Annotated in this window: 14 protein-coding genes; 9 read left to right on the top strand and 5 right to left on the bottom strand. The window is 58.1% G+C overall.

The window, feature by feature from the left end; translation table 11 throughout:
* Positions 1-49 precede the first annotated feature (49 nt).
* Entirely contained in the window at positions 50-1,075 is a 1,026-nt protein-coding gene (locus B9A24_RS03645) for a YpdA family putative bacillithiol disulfide reductase (protein ID WP_084443817.1), read from the bottom strand.
* A gap of 222 nt (positions 1,076-1,297) precedes the next feature.
* Positions 1,298-4,147 carry a DNA polymerase I gene (gene polA, locus B9A24_RS03650; protein WP_084443818.1) on the bottom strand — a complete coding sequence of 950 codons (2,850 nt, stop codon included), beginning with the start codon at positions 4,145-4,147 and terminating at the stop codon, positions 1,298-1,300.
* Positions 4,148-4,328: 181 nt separating this feature from the next.
* Between polA and B9A24_RS03655 the strand changes: the two genes are divergently transcribed.
* Positions 4,329-4,940 (top strand): 3'-5' exonuclease family protein, encoded by a 612-nt coding sequence (locus B9A24_RS03655; RefSeq protein WP_084443819.1) that lies wholly within the window; start codon positions 4,329-4,331, stop codon positions 4,938-4,940.
* 167 nt (positions 4,941-5,107) lie between these two features.
* Here the strand turns inward: B9A24_RS03655 and B9A24_RS03660 are convergent, their stop codons facing one another.
* The 3 genes from B9A24_RS03660 to B9A24_RS03670 form a co-directional block, all read right to left on the bottom strand.
* A complete protein-coding gene (locus B9A24_RS03660; protein ID WP_084443820.1) occupies positions 5,108-5,935 on the bottom strand; it encodes a TPM domain-containing protein in 828 nt (275 codons plus the stop codon).
* Positions 5,932-6,387 (bottom strand): TPM domain-containing protein, encoded by a 456-nt coding sequence (locus B9A24_RS03665; protein WP_084443821.1) that lies wholly within the window; start codon positions 6,385-6,387, stop codon positions 5,932-5,934. The genes B9A24_RS03660 and B9A24_RS03665 overlap by 4 nt, the downstream gene beginning before the upstream one ends.
* Before the next feature lie 110 nt (positions 6,388-6,497).
* Positions 6,498-7,076: a LemA family protein gene (locus B9A24_RS03670; protein ID WP_084443822.1), complete on the bottom strand. Its 579-nt coding sequence runs from the start codon at positions 7,074-7,076 to the stop codon at positions 6,498-6,500.
* A 127-nt stretch (positions 7,077-7,203) separates the two neighbouring features.
* On the opposite strand from B9A24_RS03670, the gene B9A24_RS03675 reads away from it, so the two are divergent.
* From B9A24_RS03675 to B9A24_RS03710, 8 genes are all read left to right on the top strand, one after another.
* Positions 7,204-8,223 (top strand): sugar phosphate nucleotidyltransferase, encoded by a 1,020-nt coding sequence (locus B9A24_RS03675; RefSeq protein WP_234996953.1) that lies wholly within the window; start codon positions 7,204-7,206, stop codon positions 8,221-8,223.
* Between the two features lie 226 nt (positions 8,224-8,449).
* The gene (locus tag B9A24_RS03680) at positions 8,450-9,841 is read left to right on the top strand and encodes a hypothetical protein (protein WP_143434743.1); all 1,392 of its coding nucleotides are present in this window, start codon (positions 8,450-8,452) and stop codon (positions 9,839-9,841) included.
* Positions 9,842-9,956: 115 nt separating this feature from the next.
* Complete coding sequence (locus B9A24_RS03685; RefSeq protein WP_084443825.1) at positions 9,957-10,349, top strand: hypothetical protein; 393 nt, start codon at positions 9,957-9,959, stop codon at positions 10,347-10,349.
* 176 nt (positions 10,350-10,525) lie between these two features.
* On the top strand, positions 10,526-11,974 hold the full coding sequence (locus tag B9A24_RS03690; RefSeq protein WP_084443826.1) for a hypothetical protein: 1,449 nt from the start codon (positions 10,526-10,528) through the stop codon (positions 11,972-11,974).
* Positions 11,975-12,104: 130 nt separating this feature from the next.
* A complete protein-coding gene (locus B9A24_RS03695) occupies positions 12,105-15,578 on the top strand; it encodes a hypothetical protein (protein WP_084443827.1) in 3,474 nt (1,157 codons plus the stop codon).
* Positions 15,578-15,964, top strand: a complete 387-nt coding sequence (locus B9A24_RS03700; protein ID WP_084443828.1) for a hypothetical protein — start codon at positions 15,578-15,580, stop codon at positions 15,962-15,964. The genes B9A24_RS03695 and B9A24_RS03700 overlap by 1 nt, the downstream gene beginning before the upstream one ends.
* Positions 15,965-16,019: 55 nt before the next feature.
* On the top strand, positions 16,020-17,528 hold the full coding sequence (locus B9A24_RS03705) for a hypothetical protein (RefSeq protein WP_084443829.1): 1,509 nt from the start codon (positions 16,020-16,022) through the stop codon (positions 17,526-17,528).
* A 109-nt stretch (positions 17,529-17,637) separates the two neighbouring features.
* A complete protein-coding gene (locus tag B9A24_RS03710; RefSeq protein WP_084443830.1) occupies positions 17,638-19,098 on the top strand; it encodes a hypothetical protein in 1,461 nt (486 codons plus the stop codon).
* Positions 19,099-19,106: the final 8 nt, after the last annotated feature.

The raw sequence follows: 19,106 nt of genomic DNA on the forward strand, positions 1-19,106 counted from the left end.
CGTAACGTCGTAGAGAGAGAGCTTTTTTATGCAAAGTAATCGGCCTTTACTACGACAGTTGTACGGGCTGCAGCACGGGCGGCGGAGTAGGGGCAGCCTGACCCGCCAGATGCGCAGCAATAACTGCCGCGTGAAAGCGCCCATTCTCAATAAACCATCGACTGGTATTTAGCCCCCCGCACACGGTGCCGGCCAGGTACACGCCCTGCTTATTGGTTTCAAAGGTTTCGGGGTCGTGCCAGGGAGTTCGGGCGGCATCGGGCTGGGTGTCGATACCTAGCGCAGCGAGCAGGCTGTAGTCGGGGCGGTAGCCGGTGAGGGCGTAGATGAAGCTGGCGGGCAGCGTCTGGGGGGCATTTTCGGTCACCACATCTACTTCGCCAGGCCGTATGGCTGCAATAGTTGTATTGAATAGCGCCTTAATGCGGCCTTCGGCAATACGATTCACCAAATCAGGCCGAATCCAGTACTTCACGGACTCTGCCAACTCGGGGCCGCGCACGACCAAGGTAACCTGCGCCCCGGCGCGAGCTAATTGCAAAGCCGCTTTAGCCGAGGAGTTTTTGGCCCCCACCACCACTACCGGCTGCCCCGCGTGGGCGTAGGGCTCTTTGTAATAATGACTGACGTGGGGTAGCTCCTCACCGGGTACGTTCAGCTTGTTGGGCACATCAAAGAAACCCGTCGCCACAATCACGGATTGGGTGTGGATGCGGCCCTGATCCGTGTGCAGCTCGTACGCGCCGGCCTCGCCTTCCAGGCTCAGCACCCGCTCATACAGTCGTAGCGGCAGCTTCTCGGCGAAGGCTACGCGGCGGTAATAATCCAGGGCATCCTCGCGCAACGGTTTGTAGCCGCTGGTCGGGAACGGGTAGCCACCGATTTCGAGTAGCTCAGGCGTGGAGAAAAACTCCATGTTGGTCGGGTAGCCCACGATGGAGTTGACCAGCGCGCCCTTATCCACGACGCAGACCGACAGGCCTTGGCGCTGCACCTCGATGGCGCAGGCCAGGCCGACGGGGCCAGCACCGATGATGACGGTATCGTAGAAGGAAAGAGAAGAAGGATCTAGCATAGCCCTCGTTAAACCCGGAGAAATGAAAATTGGTTTGGCGGACAAAAAATGGGAATAAGCGCGTCATGCTGATCTGGCGTGCCGACAGGAAGCATTTCGCGTGCTGATGCTGGGTTACTAATCAGATGACCACGAGTGAGATGCTTCGCTGTGCTCTGCATGACGTTCTTGTAAGTAGATCAACCTTGCCTTCAGTGGCAACTTTTGCCCCCCAGTAACTCGCTAGTGCGCCTGCAGCCAGTTGCTGCCCGTGCCTACTTCCACTTCCATAGGCACGCTCAGCGGCAAGGCATTTATCATCAGCTCCTTAATGCGGGGCGTGATATACTCGATTTCTTCTTTGGGCGCGTCGAAGACCAGTTCGTCATGGACTTGCAGAATCATCCTGGTGCCGAGCTTCTCCTGCTCCAGCCAGTCGTGGATGTGAATCATCGCGATTTTGATGATGTCAGCGGCTGTGCCCTGGATGGGGGCGTTGATGGCGTTGCGCTCGGTGAAGCCGCGCAGGGTGGCGTTGCGCGAGTTGATGTCGCGTAGGTAGCGGCGGCGGCCGAGCAGGGTTTCGGCGTATTCCAGCTCGCGGGCCTTGTTGATGCTCTCGTCCATGAAGCGCTTCACGGCTCCGAACTCCTCGAAATAGGCCTCGATGATATCCTGGGCCTCCTTGCGCGAGATGCTCAGGCGCTGGGCCAGTCCGAAGGCCGAGATGCCGTAGATGATGCCGAAGTTTACGGTTTTGGCCTTGCGGCGCATCTCGCCATCCACGGCCGAGAGCGGCACGTCGAACACTTTGCTGGCCGTACTGCTGTGAATATCAATGCCCTGACGAAAGGCTTCGATCATGGTCGCGTCCTTGCTGAAGTCGGCCATGATGCGCAGCTCAATCTGGGAGTAGTCGGCGGCAACTAATAAGTGGTCGGCGTCGCGGGGTACGAAGGCTTTGCGGATTTCGCGGCCTTTCTCGGTGCGGATCGGGATGTTCTGAAGGTTGGGGTTGGTGCTGCTGAGGCGGCCGGTGGCCGTCACCGCCTGGTTGAAGCTGGTATGTACGCGGCCGTCCAGCTCGCACACGAGCTGGGGCAAGGCCTCCACATAGGTCGAGCGCAGCTTGGTGAGCTGGCGGTATTCCAGAATGAGGGCGGCCACGGGGTTGTCGATGGCCAGCACGCTTAGGATTTCTTCGCCGGTGGCGTATTGGCCGGTTTTGGTTTTCTTGATTTTGCCGCCGCCCAGCTGCATTTTGTCGAACAACACTTCCCCCAGCTGCTTGGGCGAGCCGATGTTGAACTCCTGCCCGGCGGCCCGGAAAATCTGCTGCTCCAGTTCCGTCACGTAGCCCTGCAGCTCGGCTGAGTACTCGCCCATGGCCGCGCTGTCGATTTTTACGCCTTCGTACTCGATGTCGGCCAGCACGGGTACCAAGGGATTTTCTACCTCATTCAGCAGCTTTAATAGTCCAAGCTTAGCCAGTTTGGGCTCAAATACATGCTTGAGCTGCAAGGTCACGTCGGCATCCTCGCAGGCGTAGTCGCTGACCTGGCTGGGGGGCAAATCGGCCATCGTTTTCTGGTTTTTGCCCTTGGGGCCAATAAGCTCCAGAATAGACACCGGCGTGTAATGCAGGTAGGTTTCGGCCAGGATGTCCATGTTGTGGCGCATATCCGGCTCCAACAGGTAGTGGGCCAGCATGGTATCGAACAGCGGCCCACGCACCCGAACGTTATAGTGCTTCAGAATGGTGAGGTCGTACTTGATGTTCTGCCCGATCTTGCCAATGGTTTCGCTTTCCAGGAAGGGTCGGAACTCATCCACAATGGCCTGGGCGGCGGCCATATCATCGGGCGGCACGGGCACGTAGTAGGCTTCACCGGGCAAGTAGCAGAATGAGAGACCCACCAGCCGCGAGGTCATAGTATCCAGGCCGGTTGTCTCGGTATCGAAGCTGACTTCCTTTTGCTGCAACAAAAAGCCCAGCAAGGACTTGCGCAGGGCCGGCGTATCAATCAGGTGGTACTGATGCGGCACATCGGCCAAGGTGCGCTTGGTTGCGGGGGGCAAATTTTCTTCTTCGTCCTCCTCTTCCGCCGTGGCCGTAGCAGGCGCGCCGAAGAGGGCAATTTGCCCCCCGGCGGCCGCCCGCCGCGCCCGCGGCGAGGGCGTCGACGTCGCCGGAGCGCCGCCACTCAGCACCCGCGCCGCCAGCTGCCGGAACTCCAGATCATCGAACAAAGCCCGCAGCTGTTCCTCGTTGGGCGGGCACATTTCCAGCTTGTCGGCCTCAAAATCAATGGGCACGTTCACATGAATGGTGGCCAGCTCCTTGCTCATCAGGCCCTGCTCGGCGAAGTTGCGTACATTTTCCTGCTGCTTGCCTTTCAGCTCATCAACGTGGGCAATGAGCCCTTCGACCGAGCCGTACTTCTGAATCAGCGTTTTGGCCGTCTTCTCACCAATGCCCGGAATACCGGGAATGTTGTCGGAGGCGTCGCCCTGCAAGCCCAGGATGTCGGTGACCTGCTCCACGCGCTCAATCTCGAAGCGCTGCAAGACGTGGGGTAAGTCCAGTACTTCGGCCGCGTTGCCCATAAAAGCGGGCCGATAAATCTTGATTTTCTCGGTCACGAGCTGGCAGTAGTCCTTGTCGGGCGTCATCATGAACACCTCGAAGCCCTGGGCCTCGGCGCGCTGGGCCAAAGTTCCAATCACGTCGTCGGCCTCAAAGCCATTCACCATCAGAATCGGAATATTGAAGGCCTCAACAATGCGCTTGATGTAGGGAATGGCCGTGCCGATGTCTTCGGGCATGGCCTGGCGCTGGGCCTTGTACTCGGCGAAGCTCTCGTGGCGGAAGGTTTTTTTCTGGGCATCGAAGGCCACACCGAGGTGAGTAGGCTTTTCCTTTTGCAGCACTTCCACCAGCGTGTTGGTAAAGCCCAGCACGGCCCCCGTGTTCATGCCCTTGGAGTTGATGCGTGGGTTCTTGCTAAAGGCGAAGTGGGCGCGGTAGATAAGGGCGAAGGCGTCGAGGAGAAAGAGTTTTTTGGGCGTATCGGGGGCGGTAGATTCGGTCATGGAGGCGATGATACAAGCGGTAGTGAGCAAGCGCTCTGTGTAAACGAAGGTGGCTCGGCTGTGTTTACTTAATAATTACAATGGTGGGCAAAAGCTAGTGTACTTTCAGCTATGAAATGCACTTGGCTCCTGCCACTTTTGCTAGGGCTGCCCACTAGTAGCATATTCCGTACAGTCTTGCATGCGCTACATTTCCCTCGACCTTGAAACCTCCGGCGGTAAGCCCCGACGCCACCAGATTCTGGAATTGGCGGCCGTAGTAGAAGATACCAAGCGCCCCCGTCCACTGGCAGATCTGCCGGTTTTTCGGCGAGCGGTACGCCACCACGAGTACGTAGGAACAGCTGGCGCGCTGGCTTTGAATGCGCGCTTGCTGGAGGAATTGGCGCGTAAAGAGCCTAACCCGGAAATTTGCCCCCCAGAAGAGCTGATGCCTCAGTTGCGGGAGTTTTTATTAGCGGAGGGCTTTAAAACTGACAAACACGACTGCGTAACAATAACCATGGCCGGTAAGAACATCGCCTCTTTCGACCTGGGTTTTTTGCGTGAACTCCCCGGTTATGGTACACTGGTACGCGCCGAGCCGGCTATGCTGGACCCCGCCGCGTTCTATCTAAACTGGAAGAAGGATTCGCGCCTGCCCACCATGAGCATCTGCAAGGCCCGCGCAAAGTTTGAGGATAACACCGTAGCCCACGAAGCAGTGGCGGATGCGCTGGACGTTATTCAGCTGCTACGGCCGTTTTATGAGTTGCCAGTGTATCGGCAGGTGGGACCCTCTTCTAGCTTCTAGCTGCCTCAACCCCTAGCCCCTTCTCCTAGGGGAGAAAGGGAACTAGTTCTAACAACTAGAAGGTTAGTCAATACTAGTTTTCTAGAAAAGCTAAAGACTAGTCCCCCTTCTCCCCTAGGAGAAGGGGCTAGGGGTTGAGGCCGATCGTTGTAGGGGTGAGGTCCCCACTACCAACTACCGCTGGCCCCGCCGCCGCCGGAGCTGCCGCCCCCGAAGCCGCCAAAACCGCCTCCTCCACCGCCGCCGAAGCCGCCACCACCACCGCCAAATACGCCGCGCCCTCCGCTGAAGTCGCCGAAGATGACGGGCGGAATACCCATGCCACCGAAGCCGCGGCTGCGTCGGCCGCCGGAGCCGCCGCCGCGGTTGCGCATGAGCAGAAACAGCACCAGCACGCCGATAATGATCCAAAAAGTCCAGCCGGAGCCACTGTTGTCGCTGCTGCGGGAGCGGCGAGCGGCCGGGTCGGCTTTGTACTCGCCCTTGGCCAGCGCAATAAGCTGATCCGTGGCTCGATTGAGGCCGTCGTAGTAGCGCTGCTGCTGAAAGGCGGGCGCGACGGTATTCGTAATAATTCGCTTGGCAATAGCGTCGGGCACAGCGCCTTCCAAGCCGTAGCCGGTTTGGATGCGGGCTTTGCGCTCCTGCTGCGTTACCAGAATCAGTATGCCGTTGTTGCTGCCCTTCTGGCCAATACCCCAGGCTTCATAGAGCTGCTGGGCGTAGTCGGCTAGCTCGTTATCGCCGATTGTAGGCACTATAACAACGGCAATCTGGGAGGAAGTAGAATCGTTGTAGGCAACGAGCTTATTCTCCAGGGCCGCTACCTCATCGGGCCGCAGCATACCCGCCAAATCATTGACCAGCCGGGGCGGACTGGGCCTGGGGGGCAAATCCTGGGCGAGGGCTGGGGGGCAAATTCCGGCTACGGCCAGCCACAGCAGCAAGCAAGGAACAAAGATTCGCCAGAAGGCAGAAGGGGAAAGGTGCCTCATGCGCGCGGGGGCGTCGGTTTGCCAAATGAGATAGAATCGTCGAGCTCATTGCGGTCGGTGGCCGCGTCGTAGGGGAAAAAGTGCTGGAGCTGCTCGCCCACCATGCGCACGCCTTTTTCCAGGCCGGTCACGTAGTCATTGGTGCGAAAATGCTTGAGCACCGTTTCCTTGGTGGTTTCCCAGAAGTCATCCGGCACGGCCGCATTGATGCCGGAGTCGCCAATGACGGCGAAGCGGCGCGCTTCCCAGGCCAGATAAAAAAGAACCCCGTTGCGTTGCGCCGTGCGGTGCATATTCAGCTCGGCAAATACCTGCGCGGCCCGGTCCAGGGGTTCGGGTGTGGGGCAGGTATCCTCCAAGTGTACCCGGATTTCGCCTGAAGTTTTGATCTCAGCCTGTTGAATGGCCGCCACCAGCTTGGCTTCCTGCTCCGGGGTTAAAGGATTGGTCATGTGTGGGTGAGGTCTTGGGTCTTAGGCGCTTGGGGACTTGGTTTGCTGTTGAGCAGAAGTAAGCAACAGAAAACCTAAGCTCCCAAGTCCCCAAGCGCCTGACAAACCAATTAAAACTGTACGGTAGGCGCTTTCTGGGAAGCCGCGTCGGCCTCAAAATAGCCTTTGGCCGAGAAGCCGAACACGCCCGCAAATAGGTTGTTAGGGAACTGCCGGATAAAGCCGTTGTAGTCGTTGGTGATATTGTTGAACTTGTTGCGTTCCACATTGATGCGGTTTTCCGTGCCCTCAATCTGGGCCTGCAACTCCTGGAAGTTGGCGTTGGCTTTGAGTTCGGGATAATTTTCCGAAACGGCCAGCAAACGACCCAAGCCGCTACTCAGCTGGCTTTGCGCCGCCTGGAATTTCTGAATGTTTTCAGGCGTAAGCTGATCAGCTGAAAGCTGCACGCTGGTTGCTTTAGCGCGGGCCTCAATAACGCCGGTGAGCGTGGACTGCTCGAAGTTAGCGGCACCTTTCACGGTATTTACCAAGTTTGGAATCAGGTCGGCGCGGCGCTGGTAGGCATTCTGCACGTTGCCCCACTGGGCTTTTACCGCTTCATCGCGGCTCACCATGCCGTTGTAGCCGCACGACGACTGCGTGAGCAGCACCATCATACCAAACAAGTAGAGAAGAAAACGTTTCATAGGGGTAAGGGAGAGATTGGGTGGGAGTACGCACTGAATATTAAATATGCGCTGTGCAAAGTACGGAAACCTGTCTTAGCGGTTGTCATTGAAATTACTGCCGCACGAATTACTATTTTGCGGTCTTATGTCCCGTTTGTCGTTTATGAAAGCTGTTATTCCTGTTGCTGGCATTGGTTCGCGCTTACGGCCCCACACCCACACCCAGCCTAAGTCGCTGGTACCGGTGGCGGGCAATACCATTCTGGGCCATATCATCGACCGGCTGGTAGCGGCCGGCGTCGAAGATTTTGTCTTTGTCATTGGATATCTGGGCGAGAAAATCGAGAGCTACGTGCGTCGGCAGTACCCGAATCTGCACACCGAGTTTGTAGTGCAGGAGCCCCGCGAGGGTATTGGCCACGCCCTGTGGGTAGCCCGCGAGCATTTTCGGCGCGAAACGGACGGCATGCTGATTCTGCTCGGCGACACTATCGTAGACGTTGATCTGGGCCAGCTGCTCGACACACCCGGTACCGTGCTGGCCGTGAAAGAAGTAAAAACGCCCTCCATGTTTGGGCTGGTCGAGACGGATGCTACCGGGCAAGTGACCAAAGTGGTTGAGAAGCCCCGCATCCCGAAGTCGAACCATGCGCTGGTCGGGCTCTACAAAATAGCCAACCCCGAGCGTCTGGCCGTGGCCCTGGAGCGCATTATTGCCGACGAGTTGCGCACCCATAATGAATATCAGCTCACCGACGCGCTCATGCTGCTCATCAACGAGGGCGAAGAGATGACCACCACGCCAGTCGATAACTGGTTTGATTGCGGCCGCAAGGAAAGTCTGCTCGAAGCCAACGCCCGCCTGCTCAACCGCCCCGAATTCCTGGTGCCCCGCGAGTACCCCGAGTTTCCGGATACCATCATCATCCCACCCGTCAGCATCGGCCGCGACTGCCAGATCCGCCACTCCATCATTGGCCCCAACGTAGCCATCGGCGACCGCACCATCGTGCGCAACGCCATTCTGAGCGACTCGATTATTGGATCTTACAGCGAGCTGCGCTCGGCCGTGATGCAGGATTGCATCGTGGGCTCCGATGCCTCGTTCAGTGGCCTGAACCATAGCCTGAATATTGGGGATAATACGGAAATTAGCTACAGCTAGGGGCGTGGGGGGCTTTTTTGCCTACCCAGAACGTCATGCTGATGTTGCCACAAGTAACTGCCATGCTTGCTCTGGCGCCCGCCCGTGTTGTTAAGTTGTGTACTGCCCGTCGTAAAGTCGCACAAAATTTTACGGGTCCAAAAGCGTTCCTCCACAACCCCGTGGCCCGGCTCGTAGTACGCAGGAGTATTGTCCGAGCCATTTGCGTTTATCCAGCCTCATGAATTTGCCCCCCAGACTCCATTTCCCCTCCACATTCGCGGCCGTATTGCTTCTGCTGACCGGCTGCTACTCCCGCGAAGACGTAAAAACGGAAGGCGGCGTATCCGAGCAGCGGGTCGAGAACGACCTGACCACCATGCCCCGCGACAATGCCAAAGTAGCGCCCGACCAAGGTGCGCCCAACGTGGCGGTGGAAGAAACAGCCGCCAGTACCGCGCCGCTCACGCAGGTAAACGTATTTCTGGAAGTGTCGGGCTCCATGGAAGGCTTCATGCCCAAGCCTGGTGCCGATGCCAGTAATACCCGCTTTCAGCAGCAGGTCGCGCAGTTTTTGTCAGAATTGAATAATAGCCCGGCCGTGGGCCGCAAGACGTATTATCGCATCAAGGAAAGACCTTACCGCGACTCCTACCAGCAGCTCTCCGGCACGGTGCGCGGCGGCATTAAAGAGCCGGCCAGCAGTACCGACATCCCGACGGTGCTCGATACGCTGGCCAGCAACTACTACGCGCCGAATACAGTCAGCGTCCTGATTTCGGACTTCATTTACTCGCCCAGGAACACCGGCGCGATTCCCTACATCAAAACCGACATTACCGACGCCATCAGCCGCGCTCAGCGCTCCGACCTGGCCATGTCGGTTTATGGCTTCACCTCCGACTTTCAGGGGGCATTTTACCCGGCCATCAAGACCGGAGCCAAGAAAGTTGCTAACTGCTGCGACACCGATATTCCGTATTATTTCTGGGTAATTGGCCCCCAGGATGCGGTCAGGCGCTTCGATGCGGCTTTGCTGGCCAGGCAGTCGGCTCAGCAGATACACTTTGGCATAAAGTACCCGCAGCCATCTGCTTCACTGCTGAACAAATATCAGAACAAGGGCAGCTGGTACTACGGGGAGAAAACAGCCAGTAAGCGGGCGGCCGGTGCTACCTACTACACCGTAGCCGTGCAGGAGGCATCGCCCCAGAATCCCGTTGAGTTTGTATTGGGTTTGAATCTGAGCACCATGCCCGCCCTGTACCGCGACCTTGCCTATCTAAAGCAGAACCTCCAGCTTATCGGCCAGGATACTGATGCCAGAATCGTGAACGTAGCCGCCGCCACCGACCAGACCCGAGCCAGCAGCGGCCCCGAAAACCAATATACCCACTTTGTGAAAGTGCGCCTGACCAAGATGGCCCGCGCCTCCCGTTCCCTGCAAGTCGTGCTCAAGGATGCCCGCCCGGCCTGGGTAAGCCAGTGGACCACCCAAAACGATAGCAACATCGACCAGGTAGGCCCCAAAACGTTCGCCTTTGCCAGCCTCATCGATGGCGTTGCTACCGCCATAGGTAATGGACAAAAGTCGCCCGCGGTTTTTCAGATTCCGCTCACTCTGGAACCCGCTAAATAGCGCTAAGTGCCGGCTGGCGCAGTGATGGATAGCTCTAATTGCATTGCTCACACAATTTGGTTGAATCTTTGACGTTCAGCGAATCTCAACTCAAAGTTATTTGTACATTTCCGCTATGAAGTCATTTTTCCGCTTTCTCTACGAGCTTATTGGCTCCCCGCAGCCGCCCTCCGAAACGCCCGTTTACCGCGAGGTGATTTTTCCCAACGTTGGTTTGCTCACGCTGGCTATTTCGCTGGCGCTGGTGCTGGTATTCTACTACCTGATTAACCGGGCTATGGGCGTGGCAACTTTCAATAAAGGCCGCCACTGGGCGATTTTTCTCATCGCCAACGCTATTATCGCCTTTATCATCGCCCTTGTGCAGTGCAACAGCCAGCAGGTGGCCGAGCACTCTTATGTGTATTGGCTGGCTACGCTGAATGCGGTATATGGCCTGCTCTGGTTCTTTCTCTTCTCCCTCATCCTGCGCCGCGGCTCTACCAACGCCAGCACGACGCCTTTTTAGTAATTTAGGTGGTCATGTAGCGCGCAGCATCTCGCGTGCAGTCGTTGTAATAGTAGTCCTATGTTAGCACGCGGGATGCTGCGCGCTGCATGACCAATTGTTTTTCCACTTGATCATGGGAAAATCGTTCTGTTCTCCTCAATAAAATCAGCTTAATCAGTACAATCTGCGATTCAATGGCTAAACTCTTTTTATTCGGTATTGGCGGCACGGGCTCCCGCGTTATTCGCTCCCTCACCATGCTGCTGGCCGCTGGTGTGCAGCTGCCAGGCTGCGACCGGGTAGTACCTATCATCATCGACCCCGACGCCCACAACGGTGACATGAACCGGACGGTGGATATGCTGAAAAGCTATCAGCAGATTTATAACCGCCTGGGCCAGCGCGAGGACGGGTTTTTTCAAACCAACATCAGCACGCTCAGCAGCATCTCAGCCGATACCAACGGCGGCGTAAAAGACACGTTCGTGTTCGACTTCGGCGGCATCAACCAGAGCTTCCGCGAGTACCTGAGCTACGACCAGCTTTCTATCGATTCCAAGGGCCTGGTGGAGCTGCTGTTCACCCAGGACAACCTGGAAAGCCCCCTGACCATCGGTTTCCGTGGCTCGCCCAACGTGGGCAGTGTTGTGTTGAATAAAGTGGTGGATTCGCCGGAAATCCGGTTTTTCGCCGACAACTTTCAGGCCGGCGACCGGGTGTTTTTTGTGTCCAGCATCTTCGGTGGCACGGGCGCGGCGGGCTTTCCTTTGCTGCTCAAAAACCTCAAGGACCAGAACACTCGCCTGAGCAACGCCCGCTACCTACGCGACGCCCTCACCGGGGCCGTGACGGTGATGCCCTACTTCGCTTTGCAGTCGGAGGACAACTCCATCATAGACTCCAATAGCTTCCTGACCAAGACCAAAGCCGCGCTCAGCTACTACGAGCACAACCTGCAAGGCCTCGACGCGCTCTATTACCTGGCTGACACGCCCGATACGCCCTACGAAAACCAGCCCGGTGGCACAGCCCAGCGCAACAAAGCTCACCTCATCGAGCTGCTGGCGGCCCTGAGCATCGTGGATTTTATGCAGTACCCCGACGCCGAGCTGCGCAACGGCGCTCCCCACTTCCACGAGTATGGCTTAGGCGTAGACACGCAGGAGCTGAACTTCAGTCACCTGCCCGACGAATCACGGGAGCTGATTGCCAAGCAGCTGACGCAATTCCTCTACTTCACGCGCTATCACAAGCAGCACCTGCCCACTGATAAAGCCCCTTACCACGACAACCTGAACCTAGACTATGCCATGCGCAATGAGCCTATCTTCAAGGAGCTGAACAACTTCCTCCACAGCCCCGAGTTCGGCGTGGACGAGTGGTTGAAAGAGCTGGCCCAGAATCGCCGCGCCTTCCGTCCCTTCGACCTCACCACTGATGACTTCAACGCCATGATTGCCGGCAAGCCCGTGGAGAAAAAGTGGAACGACTTCTTCAATAAAGGTCTCAGCCAGAACTACTTCCTCAATAGCCTCAACGACGCCGCCAAGTCCATTCAGGAGCCGGACAACTTCAAGAAGCTACTGGCTTTGTTTGATCAGGTGACGGATAAGGCGTTTGAGGAGAAGGTTAAGATGGTGTAACCCCACCCCAACCCCTCCCCGGTAGGGAGGGGTTCTACTTGTAGCTTTTAGTATAAAATCCTAATACCCCAAGTGCCTTCGTCTGGCTCCCCCTCTCCACCAGGGAGGGGCCGGGGGGTGGGGTCCCGATATGCCCAAAGTCCTTCGCTTACATAACAACGGCTCTCAGCAGGTGCAAGGCTGGCAGAAAACGGCCCCCATCACCAGCACCGAAATCGACACCGTAACCGACCCCACGGGCGGGCGGGCCAAGAACGTGGCCGTGTCCATTCCGACGCCGTTTGCGCGGATGCACCTGTTTGAGACGGCTTTCGATTTTCTGGCCCGCGAGGGGCAGCGCAATCCGGGCTCGGTGTACCACGAGCTGGTGTCGCACTACTGGGATTTGTTTGAGGTGCTGTACAACTATAACCTCTACACCCAGGCGGGTCGCAAAATCACGCTGCGCCGCTGGAACGCGGAGACGGAACTGCGGAAGATGCAGGGTTCTGAAGGCACCCGCCTACTCGGTGAAACCCTGCGGCTGTTCCTGCAGGACGAGCGGTTTCGTGACTTTCCGGATATGTACCTCGTGTTTTATGAGTCGCCGGAGCTGCCGGGCGGGCCACGCCTGCTGGGGGGCACTTCCCCGCTGACGTTGCTCTTCACGGCCCCGACCGTCGCGCCCTTGGAGCTGGAGCGCGCTCAGGCCAGGGGGCATTATTTCGACAACCAGATCGTGCTGCTCGAAGACCGCTCACCGGCGTTTCGGGACTTCGTGTACGAGATGTTTCTGGCGTATCCGCAGTTGCAGCGCCGCGAGTTCGCGGGCAGCGTATTTGCCGGCCTCGACCGCAGCCGCATCAATCAGATGCAGATGCAGGGCGAGCATACGGCCCAGCAGTTTGCCGCCAAGTACCCGGCCATCACCGACTTCCAGGGCAATCTGGTCAGCGTGAAGCACGTGCCTTTGCCGGGCCGGGCCGACCAGTCGGCGGTGATGAGCAGCGACCTGTTTATTCAGCCCACCCGCGAATCCAACACCAGCCGCCTGCGTCCGTTAGTCCTGCGCCCTAACCTGACCATGCAGGGGGCAAATTACCTCAACGGCCAGCCCTGGGACGACCGCACGCCCGTGCCCTACGCCGATGAGCTAAGCCTGGAAAACCGGGTGCTGCCCGGCAAAGGCTTCAAATACCCATACCTCACCGTCGGCGACTTCCTGGAAGACGCCCTCGTGGAGCTGCCCTACGAGCTGAACGCCCAGCGCTTTCATACCGGCAAAGTCACCTTCCAGTACGGGGCCGACACCCAGGGCCGGGCGCGGTTTCCGTACCTGCTGCCCCTGAAGCAGAGCTTTTTCGAGTATTTCACCGAGCACGACCTGGCCGAGCTGGTCACCTTTACCATTGACCTGAATCATGTGCGGGTAAACCTGCGGGTGCCGGTGCAGGGGGGGCGTTTTATTACGTTTGAGCGCAGCTACTACCAGAATCCCCAGAATCCCAAGGACGCCCAGGGCCGCGAAATTCCGGAAAAGGGACGCATTGTGCGGGCCAACATTGGTTTGGGCGTATTTCCCTTCTACAAGATGCGCGCTCAGCCCGAGTACAACGACTTCTACAAAGTCATGCTCGTGGATGCCGACAACAGCCCCACCATGCTTCAGCGCCGCTACGATCTTACCTTCTTCGTGGGCGGGGAGCGGCTGACCGACCAGGGAGCGGCCCGCCGGGCGACCAAGTTTGAGCGCACCCAAAAAAGCGTAGCCACGGCCGGTAGCACCTACTACGAAATCAGCGGCACCCACTTCGATCTGGCCGAGCTGACTTGTCCGCCCGCTACGCTGGGCGCCGAGCCGGCCCGCGGCCTCATCGTGCCGCGCTGGCGCGAGCTGGACCGTGGCACCCGCCGCTTCACCTTCGCCGTGGACTTTGGTACCAGCAACACCCACGTCGCCTACGCCGATGGTCCTTCGGCTCACCCCAAGCCCTTCACCATTGGCGAGGGCGACTTGCAGGTGGAATTGCTGAACGCGCCGCTGCCCGACACGGGCTACTCGGCCTTCCAGCGCTATATGAAAGGCCCCGGCCAGCTGTTTGACATTCCGCTGATTCAGAATCGGGAGTTCGTGCCCAGCATCGTGGGTGAGCAGCAGTCAGTATATGAGTTTCCGATTCGAACGGCAGTTTGCGAGACCAACTCCTATGCCAACGAGCCCAGCAAGGTGCTGAGCAACATCAACATCGGCTTTAGCATCAATACCGAAACCAACCAGCCGCCCCAAAACCGCTTCGTGACCAATCTGAAGTGGTCGGCGGAGCTGGACCCGCAGGGCGTTACTAGGATTGCGGCCTTCTTCAAGGAGATTCTGCTGCTGATGAAGCACAAGGCGGCCCAGCACGGCGGTATTCTGGAGGATACCCGCGTGGTATGGTTTGCCCCCCTGAGCTTCGATATGTTCCTGCGCAACCAGTTTCAGCAGGTCTGGGACGAGGCGTTTCAGCAGGTGTTCCGTGCCCGCCGGCCCACCCAGTGCATTTCCGAGTCGGTGGCGCCGTACTACTACCTCACGGCCACCAACCAGGTAGTACCCAACCGCGACGAGAACGTCATCAACATCGACATCGGCGGCGGCACCACTGACCTGCTGATTTTCGCGGAGCAAAAACCTTCGTATAGCTCGTCCTTCCGCTTCGCCGGCGACGACCTGTGGGGTGATGGCTACGCCCGCGTGCAAGGTGCGCCCAAGCAGAATGGCCTGCTCCGCTTAGGCGTACAGTACGTGGAAAGCCTGCCCGACTCCGAGCAAAACCAGGAGTACAAAGGCTACCTGCGGGCGGCCCTGCAAAACCCCGATTTCGGCTCCGCCGACGTCACAAGCTTGCTCTTTACTTATAACGAGGCGCTGCGCTTTACGCAAAGCTTGGGCTTAGGCAAAGGACGGCAGCTGCGGGTGCTATTCTACCTGCACTACACGGCCATTATTTACCACGTAGCGCAACTGGTGCAGCATTTGGGTCTGAAAACGCCCCGTTATCTGTGCTTCTCGGGCAAAGGCAGCTTGTACCTGCGTTTGCTCAGCGGCGGTAGTAGTCTGGCGGCCATTGAGAAGATCACCAAAGCTGTGTTCCGCGCCGCCACCGGGCAGGAGCCGCCCCAGAATTTCCGCGTTATTCTGGCCGATAACCCCAAAGAAGCGACCACCAATGGCGGCGTGCTTTTCGAGGAAAGCGCCACCAGCGCCGCTGATTTCGACAAGATTCGCACGGTGAAGCTCAATGGTGCCGTTGAAGGTGCCGACATCGATACAGCCCGCCTTAAGATTCCGCAAGTAGATGCTGACCTCAAGCAGTCGGTGCTGGACAACACGCGCCGCTTCCTCGAAATCGTGCTCGACAACGACGATGTAGCCCCACTAATGCGCGAAGTAGGCGTAGACGTGGACCGACAGAAAGTGAAAGACTTCCTGCTCCGTGAAATTGAGGACAGCCTGAACCTCGGCCTGCACCAGATTGGCCGCAACCTCGGCCAGGGCGAAAACCTGCCGGAGACGCTGTTTTTCTACCCCATGAAGCAGGCGCTGTATAATTTGAGCCGGGAGCTAATTAACCCGAATAGCTAATGATAGATCAGGAAGCAGACTTTTTAGTTGAAGTGCTGGAATTGATACCGGAAGATTCGGTATTTGGTTTCTTTGTCAGCTACGATGAGTTGCTGCCTGATCTAGAAGCTGCTGGTTATCCTGTAAATGAAACGCGGAATGCTGAGATTCCAGTTGCTGAGAAACATAAGCTTCTAGAGTTAATACAAAGCAAGCGTCTACATAGACGAGTTGACCACTTTGATATTATGCACGGTCAAGAATATTTGCTAAAAGCATATGACCACATGATATCCACATGGCTTTCCAATAAAGTCAATGTTAGCCAATCGTTTATTGAACGATATAGTCTAGAACCGGATGGTGAGTATTGGCTGGTTGGTGAGTTTCCTGAATTAGATGATTAGAAAACGGCTGGATTTCACTATTAGAATAATTTTTCATCCTCTACACTCCACTTTCATGAGGATTGCACTCTACTGCGCTTTACTTTTCGCCGGGTTATTATCTGCAAATACGACCCACGCCCAAACAGAACTAGGTAAACCCACCCTCGACGAAGCCAAAACCCAGATCTGGTGCGCTACGGCCCGGTTCGTGTACGAGGATACCGGCGTGCCCAACCTCAAGAGCACCTTACGCTGCGACGGTAGCTTATCGGCGTTTGAGAACAGCATCAAGGCCGATAAGCAGAGCGTGTACAGCCGTTTGTACAAGCCCCTGGAAGGCCGGGGGGCAATTTATAACGGCCTGACCACCGACCCGGCGCGCCTCAGCAAGCTCACCACCGAAATCATCAATCGGCTCAAAACGCCCGCCCGTACCAACGACCCGGCCCGAATGCAGCGCCTCACGGCGCTGGAAGCCGGCCTTAAAACTTTCGTAGAAAACGGTACGCCCCTCGGCGACATAGGCACCAGCCTCGCGGCCGAAGAAACTGCCGACACGGCTGCGCTAACCGAAACCGTGGACGATTCGGACGTGGGCGTGGCCTTGCCAGCCGGGACCAGTGTGAGCAGCCCGCGCACGTACGCCGCTGAGAGCACCATGAGCAAGCTCTTCGCGCCGATTGCGTTGGTATTTTCCCTGCTTAGCCTAGTGCTTTTTGCCCTGCAGCGCGGGCAGATCAGGGCCCTGAGCGCCCGCGCCGAGCGCCACCGTGGGGAGCTGGAAACTGTGAAGCTGGCCGCCCCTGGCGGGGGTGGTTCCGCTAAAAAACTGACGCCGGAGCTGCAACGCGACATTGAGCGAATGGTGGAGCAGCGCGTTGCGGCGACTTTGGCCCAGGCCCGGCCTGCTGCCCAAAATTTGCCCCCCAAGTCCATTGCTCCTGCTCCTTCGCCGGCTCCGACGCGGCCGGCGGCTCCCGCGCCGGTAACACCCGTAGCTACCTCCGCTCCGGTGGCGTCTGTGGTAGCAGCGCCCGTAGCGTCTACTTCTCCGCCCCCGATTCGTCAGGAAGCGCCGGCCCCACCGCCCGCGCCGCTGGCTGAGGCAATAATTGCCCCCCCGGCCGTGCTACCTGCTGGTCCGCCCACCGCGGCCCCGCGCGACGATTTCGACAGTCTGGTGCCGCCCGTGCAGCTGCCTGCGCCCGATACCTGGGGAGCCGTGGCCCCGCTGACGAGCCGGCAGGAAGACCAGGCGGCGCAGCCCAGCCGCTACTATGTGAAAGTGCCCGTAAACGGCGGCTTCAGCGACTACGACTTGCAGGAGCAGCCCCAGCACGACAGCATTTACGAAATAAAAGTGGACGCCCAGCGCCCAGAGCGGGCCACGTTTCGGGTGACTTCTAACACGGCCGTTCACGCCTACGCTATTCAAAGCGCTCAGTATTCCCTACGCGAAGCCTGCCGCTATCAGCAGCCCACCGGCCCTGTGTCGCGCATCGTGACCGACGAGGAAGGAACGCTGTTTAAAAGCAACGGTGCCTGGCAGATTGAGCAGAAAGCCGCTATTCACTTCGAGTAGGAGCGACGCGTTCCACCATCTGGCTGTTGGGCGACAGTAGCCGTATCAGGATAAAGCCCCCCGGCGCGGGAGCTGAACCCGCCGATGCTTTTCTTCCACCTCTGTTTTAATGCTCGAAATCTATCTTGAAATAGCCGTGGTGCTGGTGGTGGTGGGCTTGCAGGTAAGCACCTTCCTGCAAACCCGCGCCCAGGCGGCGCGCCTGACCCGGCTCTACCCAACCAAAAATACCCTGCGCGTAGAGCGCCGCCTGGTGACTCCGGCCGGGGAAGACTTGCCCCCCTACGCCGCCAACGCGCCCACCGACGCTTACCTGATCGACCTGATCCGAGCCGACGCGGTTCCGGCCGACTTCCGCGAAATCCTGACCGATACCAACGACTACCTGCGCCACAACAAGGGTGCGGCGGCCGATTTTGGCATTCTGAAAGACATTTCGGAGCGGCAGTCGCAGGTGCTGGAAAACGCGGTACAGGCCAACGTCGCGACGCCTCTGTACCTGGGTTTGCTGGGTACTTTTCTGGGCGTAATTCTGGGCCTGGTGGGCATTGCGCGCAACGGCGTATCCGATGAGGATGCCCTCACGCCCTTTCTCACCGGCGTACTCATCGCCATGACGGGCAGCTTCGTGGGTTTGCTGCTGACCTTGCTCGGCACCGGCCTGGTGCGCCGGGCGCACCAGCAGCTCGATCAGGGCCAGAACGCGTATTATACGTTTCTGCAGGCTCGCCTGCTGCCCGTGTTACACAACGACATGGCTAACAGCCTATCTACGCTGAAAGGGGTGCTGGACGCGTTCAACAAGGATTTTGTGGGCAAAGTCACCCTGTTTGAGCCCATCATCGGGACGCTGACGGAGAACGTGAAAGTGCAGCGCGATTTCCTGGTGAAGCTCAATGAAATTGGCTTCGATAAGATGGCGAATGCCAACCTGGCTGTGTTTGACAAAGTGCGGGAATCGGCGGAGCTGTTTGGTTCGTTTGTGGGCTACCAGCAGCGGCTCAATCAGATGCTGGAAGACGGTACGGCCACGGCTACTGCCGTCAGCAGTATTCTGGACCGGCTGACGGGCTTTGAGCGTGGCATCAACAGCGTAGGCCAGTACATCGGCCAGCACGACAACCTGATTCAGCATCAGCTCGACTTCTTCCAGCGCCACGAAAAGGAAATGACCAACGTGGCCGCCCGCACCGAGCAGTACTTCGACCTGGCCACCGGCCGCCTCACCGACCTGATGCAGCAGCGCCTCAGCTTCCACGAGCGCGACGCCCAGCAGGCCTACGAAAAGTGGGGCCAGTACTTCCAGCGCCTCAACGAAGAGAACGTCTTCGACCGCATCACGCACTATCTTGAGCCCTTCAAAAACCTGGACGCCGAGCAGAAAAATCTTTCCCGCGACGTGACGGCCACCCAGCGCGAGCTGATGCGCAAAATCGAGCTAGATTCCCAGATTCAAGCCAAAATATTAACGGAGTTGGCCGCGCTGAACGAAGTACTGGTGAAAGCCACGGCCAAAAACCGCATGCAGCGGGCCATGGATAGCTTATTTGGAGGCGTGAAACCGCAGTAACCCCACCC

It is taken from the genome of Hymenobacter roseosalivarius DSM 11622 (assembly GCF_900176135.1).
GTDB lineage: Bacteria > Bacteroidota > Bacteroidia > Cytophagales > Hymenobacteraceae > Hymenobacter > Hymenobacter roseosalivarius.

Excerpts from the sequence above, each read along its gene's own strand:
- B9A24_RS03645 (WP_084443817.1), bottom strand. The coding sequence starts at position 1,075 with ATGCTAGATCCTTCTTCTCTTTCCTTCTACGATACCGTCATCATCGGT.
- polA (WP_084443818.1), bottom strand. The coding sequence starts at position 4,147 with ATGACCGAATCTACCGCCCCCGATACGCCCAAAAAACTCTTTCTCCTC.
- B9A24_RS03655 (WP_084443819.1), top strand. The coding sequence starts at position 4,329 with ATGCGCTACATTTCCCTCGACCTTGAAACCTCCGGCGGTAAGCCCCGA.
- B9A24_RS03660 (WP_084443820.1), bottom strand. The coding sequence starts at position 5,935 with ATGAGGCACCTTTCCCCTTCTGCCTTCTGGCGAATCTTTGTTCCTTGC.
- B9A24_RS03665 (WP_084443821.1), bottom strand. The coding sequence starts at position 6,387 with ATGACCAATCCTTTAACCCCGGAGCAGGAAGCCAAGCTGGTGGCGGCC.
- B9A24_RS03670 (WP_084443822.1), bottom strand. The coding sequence starts at position 7,076 with ATGAAACGTTTTCTTCTCTACTTGTTTGGTATGATGGTGCTGCTCACG.
- B9A24_RS03675 (WP_234996953.1), top strand. The coding sequence starts at position 7,204 with ATGTCCCGTTTGTCGTTTATGAAAGCTGTTATTCCTGTTGCTGGCATT.
- B9A24_RS03685 (WP_084443825.1), top strand. The coding sequence starts at position 9,957 with ATGAAGTCATTTTTCCGCTTTCTCTACGAGCTTATTGGCTCCCCGCAG.
- B9A24_RS03690 (WP_084443826.1), top strand. The coding sequence starts at position 10,526 with ATGGCTAAACTCTTTTTATTCGGTATTGGCGGCACGGGCTCCCGCGTT.
- B9A24_RS03695 (WP_084443827.1), top strand. The coding sequence starts at position 12,105 with ATGCCCAAAGTCCTTCGCTTACATAACAACGGCTCTCAGCAGGTGCAA.
- B9A24_RS03700 (WP_084443828.1), top strand. The coding sequence starts at position 15,578 with ATGATAGATCAGGAAGCAGACTTTTTAGTTGAAGTGCTGGAATTGATA.
- B9A24_RS03705 (WP_084443829.1), top strand. The coding sequence starts at position 16,020 with ATGAGGATTGCACTCTACTGCGCTTTACTTTTCGCCGGGTTATTATCT.
- B9A24_RS03710 (WP_084443830.1), top strand. The coding sequence starts at position 17,638 with ATGCTCGAAATCTATCTTGAAATAGCCGTGGTGCTGGTGGTGGTGGGC.